Source organism: uncultured Methylobacterium sp., assembly GCF_964242245.1.
Classification (GTDB): domain Bacteria; phylum Pseudomonadota; class Alphaproteobacteria; order Rhizobiales; family Beijerinckiaceae; genus Methylobacterium.
Window position 1 is genome coordinate 45,793 of the sequence record NZ_CAXTBY010000013.1, and the last position, 9,076, is coordinate 54,868.

The following is a 9,076-nucleotide window of genomic DNA, read 5'->3' on the forward strand; positions in this document are numbered from 1 at the left end:
AGCGCGGTCAGCGCGGCCACGGCCGGGTAGGCGCCGCCCGCGCCGCCCGCGCCGCGCACGCGCGTCAGCCCGATCAGCTCGCTCGCGACGACGAAGCCGGCGAGCGGCGTGCCGGCCGCCGCCCACTGGACTGCGAGGTCGGCGTAGTGCAGCGCCTGCCGGCGGTAGCCCGCAGGCCCCGCGAAGTAGGCCTGGACCTGCGCGTCGGCCGCCGCCGTGCCGTCCGGGCTGCCGGGCCGGCCGGGCGCCGGGTCGCAGGTGATGCGCCCGCGCCAGGGATAGGGCGGCTGACCGGCGGCCGCGGGATCGCGCGGGTCGGGCAGGCCGTTGCCGGGCGGGATGTCCATCATCACGAAGGGGTAGAGCACCACGGCGAGGCCCCGGCGGGCGAGGTCCGCCACGAGGCGCGTCAGGCCCGCATCCGACGGCGTGCCGCCGTAGGCCGGGGTGCCGTCGGGGGCCGCCGACACGGTGTCCACCGCGGCGCGGTCGAGGCCGGCGACCCGCCACGTGTCGCCCGTCGTCGTCTTGTCGCGGATCTCGACCCGCGGCGCGATGCGGCACCGGCCGGCGCGCAGGTCGTCGCCGAACCACGCCACCACGACGGCGACCCGCGCCAAGTTCGGGCAGAGCGCCTGGAGCGCGTCGAGGGAGGCGATCACGTCGGTCGCCGCCTGCAACTGGAACCGGTTGGCAGCTTGCGTCCGGCCGAGGCCGAGATCGACGGTGACGGGGGCGGGATCGAGGCCGAACTCGCTCGATCCCGGGATCAGGTCGACGGCCCGGATCAGGGGCGCGAGGCCGTTGACCGGCCGCACCACCTCGAAGGAAAACTGCGGGATGCGGTTGCCGTAGTCGGCCAGCGGCAATCCCTCGAACACGGCGTAGGCGAGGCCGCGATAGGCCGGCGCGTCGGCTCCCTCCTTGGCGACGATGAGCGGGTCGGGCGCCTGGGTCTGAGAGCCGGTGTGAATCCGGCAGGTGATCGCGGTGCGGTCGAGCTCGGTCCCGTCCGCCCAGATCCGGCGGACGTAGGCGATCTCGCCCTCGCACAGGCCGACCGCGAGGTTGGCGTAGTAGGCGTAGGTGGTGCGCACCGTCCGCTGCCCGCCGCCGCCCTTGGCGGCACCCGCCGCCCGCTCGACGGTGGTGTTGGCGACCTCGAGCGGGCGCGTCGCCCAGATCAGGGTGCCCCCGAGCTTCGCCCGGCCGTAGACGCGGGGCACCGGGTCGCCCTCCGTCGAGGAGAGGCCGGCGACATCCGACAGCCGCGGCCCGGAGACGAAGCGCGGGCTCGTGCCGGCGCCGAACAGCGCCCCGTCGAGGCCGGCGCCCGCCACCGCGCCGGCCACCCGCCCGACCACCGCGCCGATCGGCCCGCCGAGGGCGGTCCCCACCGCCGCGCCCGCCGTGGACAGGATCAGCGTGGCCATGGCGGGCTCCTACGCGATGAAGAGGGATGGGCGAAGGTTGCCGGGATATACAAATTTTTGTATCGTCTTAGCCTGCTCAGATTCGCAGCGCCGGGACCGGGCACGACCGAGCGGTCGAAAACCGTAGTCTTCTGCGGCACTTCACTCGACGATCTCCGTGGGTTTCCGGCGGCGGCCCGTCATATGGCAGGACATCAGATCGATCGGGTCCAGGAGGGACGTGACCCTGACGACTGGAAGCCGATGGGATCGGTCGGGGCTGGTGTCCGGGAGATCCGTATCCGCGAGGACGATGGTACCTTCCGGGTGCTGTACGTCGCGAAGTTCGCCGCCGCGGTCTACGTGCTCCACGGCTTCCGGAAGACCACGCAGAAGACCGCCCGCGGCGATCTTGCTTTGGCGAAGAAGCGCTATTCCGACCTCTTGGGAGCGGTGAAACGATGAGCGACGAACAACGGTTCGACAGCGTCTGGAACGCGATCGAGGACACGCCGGCACAGGCCGCGACCATGCGGCTGCGCTCGCACCTGATGCTCGTCCTGCGGGACCATATCGCGCGCGAGGGCCTGACCCAGGCACGCGCCGCCGCGATCCTCGGCGTGACCCAGCCGCGCATCTCCGACCTGATGCGTGGACGGATCGACCTGTTCGCGATCGAATCCCTCGTCACGATGCTGTCAGCCGCCGGATTGCAGGTGGAACTGCGCGTGGCCCGCGCTGCGTGAGCGAGCCTTCGGCCGCCGGATGAGATCCGGGCGGCTCCGGAAACCGGAAAACTCCCGCCAGGTGCCGCCGCCACCACGGCGTGAACGCCACCTCCGTCACCACGGCGCGGTCGTGGGCGTGGATCATGCCCGCCTCCGTCGCGATGGCGCAGTGGCGGGCCGGGAGGTGGGCGCGGAAGGCGAAGAGCAGCACGTCGCCCGGCCGCGGCGCGTAGGCGGCCAGCGGCTCCGCGACCGGCAGGAGGTGGCGGCACGCCGCCTCCGTCAGCGGGTCGGCGCCGGGGGCGGCCGATTCCGCCCAGGTGCCGGAATAGGGCGGGGCGGCCTCGGGCTCCGGGCCGAGCAGACCGCGCCAGACGCCGCGCAGCAGGCCGAGGCAGTCGCAGCCCACGCCCTGAAGCGAGGCTTGGTGCCTGTAGGGCGTGCCGAGCCAGAGGCGCGCCTGCGCCGCCACGTCGGCTCCGGTGAAGCTGCCCGTCATCGCCCCGCCCCCGATCATCGGAACAGCGAGCCGCCGTCGAGGCCCGGCCCGGCGCCGGGGGCGTAGCGCAGGACGAAGTCGTTGCCCGGCATGTGCGGAAATCCCCGGAAGTTCGGCACGTTGGCGAACTTTTCGCGGCAGGTGGCGAGGCGCTTGTCGCAGCCGGCCGTGAGGCTGAAGGCGTCGCCCGGCGCGACCGTGCGCGGGGGCGCCTCCCACAGCTCGATGAGCGCGCCGAGGTGGGTGCGCACGTCCGCGGACAGGCCGGCGTTGGCGCCGGAGATCCAGGCGAGGCGGCCGCCGGAGAAAACGCCGTCGGCGAAGGCGTCGGCGAGTGCGGCGTCGACGGTGCCGGGCTCGGGCAGCGCCCGGACGGCGCCGGTCGTGCGGAACCCCGAAAGATCGACCCGGCAGCGCGCATCGCCGAGGTCGGCGCCGCAGGTGGCGCGGTAGGTGCGGCCGCGCTCGGCGTCGAGGCGGTCGGCCAAGCCCCGTATCTCGGCCACGAACGCGTCGCCCGCCCGGCGGATTTCGCCGATCGTGCCGACGTCGAGGAGCAGCCGCGTCTCGGGGGCCGTCCAGTCGACGAGCCAGGTCTCGACGCCGGCGCCGTCGTAGAGGCCGCCGGCGATGTCGGCCTCGGTGAGCCCGAGCCCCGAGAGCGCCCCCGCCACGTCCCCGCCCGAGACGGCAAAGCCCAGCTCGGCGCCGGCCTCGGCCGCCTCCAGGCCGGTGCGGGCGGTGCAGGTGAGCCCCGCGATCACGAGGTCGCGGTCGTGGTCGGTGAAGCCCAGCGCCACCCCGTCGCGGCGCCGGAGCGCCCAGCAGCGGCACAGGGTTGTCACCCCGCCCGCGAGGTGGGCGGCGAAGGCGGGCGGCAGGTCGCGCATCTCGTTCCCTCCTCCATGTCGGTCCGCGTGCCAGCGGCGAGGCGAAGCTCGGTCACGGCACGATCTCGATCAGCGGCACCTTGGGGATTTCGCCCGCGGTGAAGGCTTCGAGGTTGACCGTGAGGTCGTCGGTGTCGAAGCGGACCGGCACGTCGAACTCGAAGCCGGCGGTGACCGCGGCGCCGGCGGGCGGCACGGCGCTCGCCCCGAAGGTGACGAGCCCCGTCGCCGGGTCGCAGGTGAAGGCCCGCGGCGGCGCCTCCGCGCCGGCGACCGCCACGCGCACGGTGCCGGCCACCGGCTTGGCGATCGTCCGCGCGTAGGGCGACACCCCGGTGCCGTAGGTCTTCACCAGCGCGAACACGGCGGTGGCGCCGTCGCCGACCCCCAGGCGCTGGTCGCCGGGACCGGGGATGCGGCCCGGCGGCCCGGAGCGGAAGTCGACGCGGTCGCGGTAGCGGAAGCCGTAGAGGCGCCCGCGCCGCTCCTCGAAGAAGCTCAGCACCGCGTGCAGCGCGTCCAGCGTCCGGATGCCGAGGCCGGCATCGTACCGCCGCCGCGAATCCGCCCAGCGGCTGTTGCGGTGCTCGCGGCCCGAGGCGAGCGTGACGATCTCGGTGAGCCGGGTCGGGCCACCGCTGCCGCGCAGGCTGACGTCGAGGGGAAAGCGCACCTCGTGGAAGTCGTCGGGCATGCGGGATCTCCCTCACAGCGCCCGCTGCCCGCGCGCGACGGCGCGGGCGAGGCTCGCCGTGACCTGCGCCTCGGACTTGCGGAACGAGCCCGCGTCGGGCGTGGCGATGTTGACCGTCACCGCCACCGGACGGCTGCCGGCGCCGGCTGCGACGCCCAGGCGCCCGTCCGAGCCGCGGCGCAGCGGCAGGATCGCCTCCGGCCCGGCCTCGCCCATCAGCCCGGTGCCGCCGCTCATCGGGAAGTAGGTCGGCGCAGCGACGATCCCGCCGGCCGCGAAGGGTCGCACCCGGCCTGCCTGGAACACGCCGCCCCGGGCGAATCCCGACTCGCTGCCGGTGCTGCTGCTCGTGCCCGAACTCAGCAGCGTGTTGACGAGGCCGGTGATCCCCGTCCGCACGGGGGTGAGTGCCGCCCGCACCGCCGCTCCGGCCAGCCGCGTGCCCAGCGAGCCGAGCACGCCGTCGAGCTGCCGACCGGAGGCGAGGCTGCGGGTCAGCGCCGACGACAGGCTCTGCCCGAAGCGCTGGGCCAGCTTGTCCAGGGTGTCGAGCTGCTTGATGCGGGCGGCGTTCGCCCGGTCGGGGTCGGTCTCCGCCATCCGATTCGGTCCTTCAGCTTCGGTGCCTGCCGATGCCGCAGCGTCAGGCCGGGTCCGGGTGCGCCGCGATCAGGCGCTCCAGGTCCGCCCGGCGGAGCGGCCGGACCTCGGCCGGGCGACCGCGTGCGATGAGGAGTTCGCGCGGCGTGGCGCGCCAGAGGTCGCGCGGGCTCCAGCCCAAGGCTCCGAGCCCGAGCGCCAGGGCCTCGTCCCACGGGAAGGCGGGCGTCTCGCCCGGCGCGTGCCCTCCCGTGGCGCTCAAGGGTCCGGCGGCGGCGCCCCGAAGGCGGCGACGAGGGCTTCCCCGAGGGAGTCCGTCACCCCCGCGAGCCCCCCGGCGAGCGGCAGGCGCGCGACCTCCGCATCGTCGAGGTCGTGCCCGCCGCCGCGGAGCGCGGCGCCGAGCAGCGCGATCAGGTCGCGGGCCGCGAGCCGGCCGGCCGAGAAGCGCTCGGCCAGCCCGGCGAGGTCGCCGGCCTGCAGGGCGTCCTCCAGCTCGGCGAGCGCCCCCAGGGTGAGGCAGAGGGTGTAGCGCGTGCCGCCGAGATCGAGCGGCACCTCGCCGCGCCTGCGGTTGGCCATCGCCCGCCTCCTCAGGCCGCCGTGAAGGCGAGTGCACCCGCCGAGTCGAGGCTCATGTCGAAGGTGACCTCGCCGGCATGGTCCCCGCGGTACTCCAGGGCGGTGATCTGGAACGGCCCTTCGAGGGTGCCGAAGGCGGGCACCACGACCTGGAAGGTCTCGATCAGCCCGTCGAAGAACAGTTGCCGCAGGCGCAGGTCCGAGGCCTCGTCGCGGAACACCCCGGAGCCGGAGAGCGCGGCCCGCCGCACGCCCGCCCCCGCGAGCAGCTCGCGCCAGCGGCCGGCCGAGTCGGCGTTGGTGACGTCGACGGTCTCAGCGTTGAACGCGACCTGCCGGGCGCGAAGCCCCGCCACCGCGACGAAGGCACCGCTGCCGTTGCCGGCCTTGATGAGCAGGTCTTTCCCCCGTTGCGCGGTCATGCCGGCCTCCGATCGTCGTGGTGGTGGATGGAAGGGCTCAGGCGAGCGTCTCGGTGACGGCCTGAAGGGTGAGCGTCGCGCGCGCCTCGCCCGATCGCTCGTCGCGGCGGGCCGAGAGGGCGAGAACCCGGAGCGTCACCAGGACGTGGCCACTGAGCGCGAAGGCAGGATCTTCGACCAGCGCCGTCATCCGCTCGGCGGCGTCGAGCGCGGTGCGGACCGAGCCGGGGCGGGCGAACACCACGAGGTCGTGGCTGTGCTGGTGGCGGCGCGCACCGTCGACGGCATCGTCCCGGATCTCCGCGTTTCCGAACATCGCGTAGACCGGCGGGGCGCCGGAGGGCGGCTCGTCGTAGAGCCGCACGCTCCCGCCCATCAGCCGGGCGAGCGCGGCGTCGGTCGAGAAGCGCGCGATCAGCGCCGCCCGCATCGCGAGGAGCGGGCTCGGCACGGGGCCGGGCTGGGCCGCCGCGGGGAGGGATGGGCCGGGCGGCGTCATCAGCTTGCCTCCGGCGTCTCGGCCTGCGCGCACAGGAGTTCGACGTGGCAGACGAGATCGCGCCCGCGCTCGTCCGGATCGACCACGCTGCGGATGGCGAAGCGCCGCGGGCCGGCGGCGAGCCGCATCGCCGGGGTCAGCCCCGGCCGCGCCCGCAGGGTGATGCGGTGGGTCGCGGCGCTGTCCTCCCGGCCGCCGCGCAGCCGCTCGACCGCGCCGACGGGCTCGATCGCCCCCCACAGCACCGGGCCGGCGACGTAGCGCCGGAGCGTGCCGCCGAAGCCGTCCGGCTCCTCCACCGGCAGTTCCAGCACGAGCCGCCGCCGGCGCAGGCCGATCGGCGTGCGTGCGCGCGTGTTCGCCATGGTGGACTCCGAATTTCAGGAAAGCCGGACTTCCTCGCCCCACCCGCGGGATGAGGGCCCGTGCGTCGCGGGGCGCCGTCAGAGGCGCAGGCGGCGGAACGGCGCCGCCAGGGCCGACGGGTCGGCCGCCTCCGAGACGGCCTCGTCGCCGCGGTGCTCGTAGCGGGCGGCCGCCAGCCGCTGGATCGCCAGCTTCAGGGGCGGCGGCAGGGGCGGACCGTCGCCGCCGTAGCCGGCCGCGACCTCGATCATCAGGCCGTGGCCCGGGACGAACGGGATCGTCGGCGCGATGGAGAGGCACGGCGCCTCGACCGGATCGGGGCCGAGCGCGACGAGCCCGGGCGCGAGGGCGGTCACGGTGCCGTCGGCCCCGCACGATTCGGCCCGCACCACGGCGACGAGGGGGCTCAGCGGGATCGGAACCCAGCCATCCTGCGGGCGCCGGTGCAGCACGATGCGGTAGGTGCCCGGCACGAGGGCGCGGCGGGTCTCGGCCTCCAGGCTCGCGCGCGCGGCCGCGATCAGGTCCCGGAGCAGAGGGTCCTCGGCCCCCGCGTCGTCCGGGTCGAGGCGCAGGTAGCCCCGCATCTCGGCAAGGCTCACCGGCTCGACGGTGGCGCCGGCCACGCGTATCGGGATCATCGCGCGTCTCCGTTTCAAGGTGCGTCGAGGAGGTTCGATGGCGTTCCGGTGCGGCCCACGACGCTTGGCAGCGGCGCTCCTCGTCCTGGCGCTCCGGGTCGGACCGGCCGAGGCGGTGGTCGGCGGCGTCGCGGCGCCGGCCGACGGCGCCGTGATGGTGCTGTCGTCCCAGGGCGGCGTCTGCACCGGCATCGTCGTGGCGGCCGACGCCGTGCTCACCGCCGGCCACTGCGCGGCCGGCGGCCTGGAGCACCGGGTTCACTTCCGCGGCGAGGCGGGCGAGCCGATCCTCGTCGAGGTCGCGGCGCGCATGGTGCATCCCGGCTACGATTCCGGCGCGATCGCGGGACGGCGGCGCTCGGTCGACCTCGCGCTGCTGCGCACCGCGACGCCGCTTCCCGCGCGCTTTGCCCCCGCCCCCTTGAGCACGGCGATGCCGCGGGCCGGCGAGAGCCTGACCCTGTCCGGCTACGGCGCCGACAGGCCCGGCGATCCGCGCTCGACGGGAACCTTCCGCAGCGTCGCGCTGCCGGTGATCGAGCCCTACGGGCCGAGCCGCATCCTGGTCTGGCTCAGGGCCGCGGGCCGCGCCGGCGGGTGCCAGGGCGATTCCGGCGGCCCGGTCTCCCGCGACGGCGGCGTGCTCGCCGTCACCGCCTGGATCGGCGGCGCCTGCGGCGGCCTCACGCAGGGTGTGCTGCTCGCCCCCCAGCGCGACTGGCTCGACCGGACGCTCGCCGGCTGGGGCCGCGCCGCACACTGGGTCTAAGGCAGCCCGCGCGTCTCATCCCATGGAACCGCGCCTTGGCCGGCGGATTGCCCTAGGCTAAGCTTCAGACCCATCAGGCCGAAGGCGCCCTCGGCCCCGGAGAGAACGATGCTCACCCTCCTCCGCGGCGCCCTGCTCCGAGGCGCGTTCCTCGGCAGCCTCGTCGGCCTGGTGCCCCTGCCCGCCCAGGCCGTCATCAACGGCGAGGTCACCCGCGACCCGAACGGGACGCGCAACTTCGTCGTGCGCATCGAGAGCACCCAGGGCGAGATCTGCTCCGGCACCCTGATCGCGTCCGACCTCGTGCTGACCGCGGCCCACTGCGTGATGCATCCGGCCGGATACAGCATCGTCGCGGTCGACCGCGGATTTCGCCAGCACCGCATCGCGGCGATCGCCGCCTCCATGCATCCCGACTTCGTCCCCGGCACCACCCCCGAGGATCAGCCCGGCATCGACCTCGCGCTCTTGAAGCTCGAGCAGCCGCTGGGCGCCGACTACGCGCCCCTCGACCCGCGCGGCGCCGAGTCGATCGGCAACGGCGAGGCGGTGGACATCGCCGGCTTCGGCGTGGTCGCCGAGAACCGCCGCAACACCGCCCGCACCCTGCGGCAGGCACACCTCGTCTCGATCGGCTCGCTGCAGGTCGCCAACCGCGTCACCGTGGTGACCGACCGGCGGCGCATGGCCGAGACCGCGGGGGCCGGAGCGTGCCTGGGCGATTCGGGCGGCCCGATCCTCGCGGGCGGCCCCGGCGGCTACCGCATCGTCGGCGTGGTGAGCTGGTCGAGCGGCGCCATGCAGCAGGATTCCCGCCGCCGCACCGCCTGCGGCGGCTTCACCGCGGTGACGCCGGTGGCCGAGCATTCCGGCTGGATCGCGGCCCGCGCCGCCGAACTGTCGCGCATCCAGGTCGGCGAGGCGATGCCCGCCGGGCGCGGCAACCGCTCCGACTGGATGGCCCGGCCGGGGCG

At 75.0% G+C, this 9,076-nt stretch carries 14 protein-coding genes and 1 pseudogene; 4 read left to right on the top strand and 11 right to left on the bottom strand.

What is annotated here, in order from left to right; all coding sequences use genetic code 11:
* Positions 1-1,433: pseudogene (locus ACFE8Y_RS05445) on the bottom strand (hypothetical protein); the annotation flags it as partial.
* Positions 1,434-1,490: 57 nt separating this feature from the next.
* Here ACFE8Y_RS05445 and ACFE8Y_RS05450 point away from each other — a divergent pair.
* Entirely contained in the window at positions 1,491-1,877 is a 387-nt protein-coding gene (locus ACFE8Y_RS05450) for a type II toxin-antitoxin system RelE/ParE family toxin (protein ID WP_375463374.1), read from the top strand.
* Entirely contained in the window at positions 1,874-2,158 is a 285-nt protein-coding gene (locus tag ACFE8Y_RS05455) for a helix-turn-helix domain-containing protein (RefSeq protein WP_375463375.1), read from the top strand. Before ACFE8Y_RS05450 ends, ACFE8Y_RS05455 begins: the two co-directional genes overlap by 4 nt.
* Here the strand turns inward: ACFE8Y_RS05455 and ACFE8Y_RS05460 are convergent.
* The 10 genes from ACFE8Y_RS05460 to ACFE8Y_RS05505 form a co-directional block, all read right to left on the bottom strand.
* On the bottom strand, positions 2,100-2,639 hold the full coding sequence (locus ACFE8Y_RS05460; RefSeq protein WP_375463376.1) for a peptidase P60: 540 nt from the start codon (positions 2,637-2,639) through the stop codon (positions 2,100-2,102). The genes ACFE8Y_RS05455 and ACFE8Y_RS05460 overlap by 59 nt on opposite strands.
* A 14-nt stretch (positions 2,640-2,653) precedes the next feature.
* Entirely contained in the window at positions 2,654-3,529 is an 876-nt protein-coding gene (locus tag ACFE8Y_RS05465; protein WP_375463377.1) for a DUF2163 domain-containing protein, read from the bottom strand.
* Positions 3,530-3,581: 52 nt separating this feature from the next.
* Positions 3,582-4,223: a TIGR02217 family protein gene (locus ACFE8Y_RS05470; RefSeq protein WP_375463378.1), complete on the bottom strand. Its 642-nt coding sequence runs from the start codon at positions 4,221-4,223 to the stop codon at positions 3,582-3,584.
* 12 nt (positions 4,224-4,235) lie between these two features.
* A complete protein-coding gene (locus ACFE8Y_RS05475; protein ID WP_375463379.1) occupies positions 4,236-4,823 on the bottom strand; it encodes a phage tail tape measure protein in 588 nt (195 codons plus the stop codon).
* Positions 4,824-4,866: 43 nt separating this feature from the next.
* Positions 4,867-5,085 carry a phage tail assembly chaperone gene (locus ACFE8Y_RS05480; protein WP_375463380.1) on the bottom strand — a complete coding sequence of 73 codons (219 nt, stop codon included), beginning with the start codon at positions 5,083-5,085 and terminating at the stop codon, positions 4,867-4,869.
* Complete coding sequence (locus ACFE8Y_RS05485; RefSeq protein ID WP_375463381.1) at positions 5,082-5,405, bottom strand: gene transfer agent family protein; 324 nt, start codon at positions 5,403-5,405, stop codon at positions 5,082-5,084. Before ACFE8Y_RS05485 ends, ACFE8Y_RS05480 begins: the two co-directional genes overlap by 4 nt.
* An 11-nt stretch (positions 5,406-5,416) precedes the next feature.
* A complete protein-coding gene (locus tag ACFE8Y_RS05490) occupies positions 5,417-5,827 on the bottom strand; it encodes a phage major tail protein, TP901-1 family (protein ID WP_375463382.1) in 411 nt (136 codons plus the stop codon).
* Between the two features lie 37 nt (positions 5,828-5,864).
* On the bottom strand, positions 5,865-6,326 hold the full coding sequence (locus tag ACFE8Y_RS05495; protein ID WP_375463383.1) for a DUF3168 domain-containing protein: 462 nt from the start codon (positions 6,324-6,326) through the stop codon (positions 5,865-5,867).
* Positions 6,326-6,691, bottom strand: a complete 366-nt coding sequence (locus tag ACFE8Y_RS05500) for a phage head closure protein (RefSeq protein ID WP_375463384.1) — start codon at positions 6,689-6,691, stop codon at positions 6,326-6,328. Before ACFE8Y_RS05500 ends, ACFE8Y_RS05495 begins: the two co-directional genes overlap by 1 nt.
* A gap of 78 nt (positions 6,692-6,769) precedes the next feature.
* Positions 6,770-7,333 carry a hypothetical protein gene (locus tag ACFE8Y_RS05505; RefSeq protein ID WP_375463385.1) on the bottom strand — a complete coding sequence of 188 codons (564 nt, stop codon included), beginning with the start codon at positions 7,331-7,333 and terminating at the stop codon, positions 6,770-6,772.
* 37 nt (positions 7,334-7,370) lie between these two features.
* Between ACFE8Y_RS05505 and ACFE8Y_RS05510 the strand changes: the two genes are divergently transcribed.
* Both ACFE8Y_RS05510 and ACFE8Y_RS05515 read left to right on the top strand, forming a co-directional pair.
* Complete coding sequence (locus tag ACFE8Y_RS05510) at positions 7,371-8,102, top strand: trypsin-like serine protease (RefSeq protein WP_375463386.1); 732 nt, start codon at positions 7,371-7,373, stop codon at positions 8,100-8,102.
* A 108-nt stretch (positions 8,103-8,210) separates the two neighbouring features.
* Positions 8,211-9,076 (top strand): trypsin-like serine protease (locus ACFE8Y_RS05515; RefSeq protein WP_375463387.1); only part of this gene is annotated, 866 nt, incomplete at its 3' end.

Bases quoted from the DNA above. Each gene is read 5' to 3' on its own strand.
- ACFE8Y_RS05455 (WP_375463375.1), top strand. From the start codon at position 1,874: ATGAGCGACGAACAACGGTTCGACAGCGTCTGGAACGCGATCGAGGAC.
- ACFE8Y_RS05465 (WP_375463377.1), bottom strand. From the start codon at position 3,529: ATGCGCGACCTGCCGCCCGCCTTCGCCGCCCACCTCGCGGGCGGGGTG.
- ACFE8Y_RS05500 (WP_375463384.1), bottom strand. From the start codon at position 6,691: ATGGCGAACACGCGCGCACGCACGCCGATCGGCCTGCGCCGGCGGCGG.
- ACFE8Y_RS05475 (WP_375463379.1), bottom strand. From the start codon at position 4,823: ATGGCGGAGACCGACCCCGACCGGGCGAACGCCGCCCGCATCAAGCAG.
- ACFE8Y_RS05495 (WP_375463383.1), bottom strand. From the start codon at position 6,326: ATGACGCCGCCCGGCCCATCCCTCCCCGCGGCGGCCCAGCCCGGCCCC.
- ACFE8Y_RS05490 (WP_375463382.1), bottom strand. From the start codon at position 5,827: ATGACCGCGCAACGGGGGAAAGACCTGCTCATCAAGGCCGGCAACGGC.
- ACFE8Y_RS05510 (WP_375463386.1), top strand. From the start codon at position 7,371: ATGGCGTTCCGGTGCGGCCCACGACGCTTGGCAGCGGCGCTCCTCGTC.
- ACFE8Y_RS05470 (WP_375463378.1), bottom strand. From the start codon at position 4,223: ATGCCCGACGACTTCCACGAGGTGCGCTTTCCCCTCGACGTCAGCCTG.
- ACFE8Y_RS05460 (WP_375463376.1), bottom strand. From the start codon at position 2,639: ATGACGGGCAGCTTCACCGGAGCCGACGTGGCGGCGCAGGCGCGCCTC.
- ACFE8Y_RS05485 (WP_375463381.1), bottom strand. From the start codon at position 5,405: ATGGCCAACCGCAGGCGCGGCGAGGTGCCGCTCGATCTCGGCGGCACG.
- ACFE8Y_RS05505 (WP_375463385.1), bottom strand. From the start codon at position 7,333: ATGATCCCGATACGCGTGGCCGGCGCCACCGTCGAGCCGGTGAGCCTT.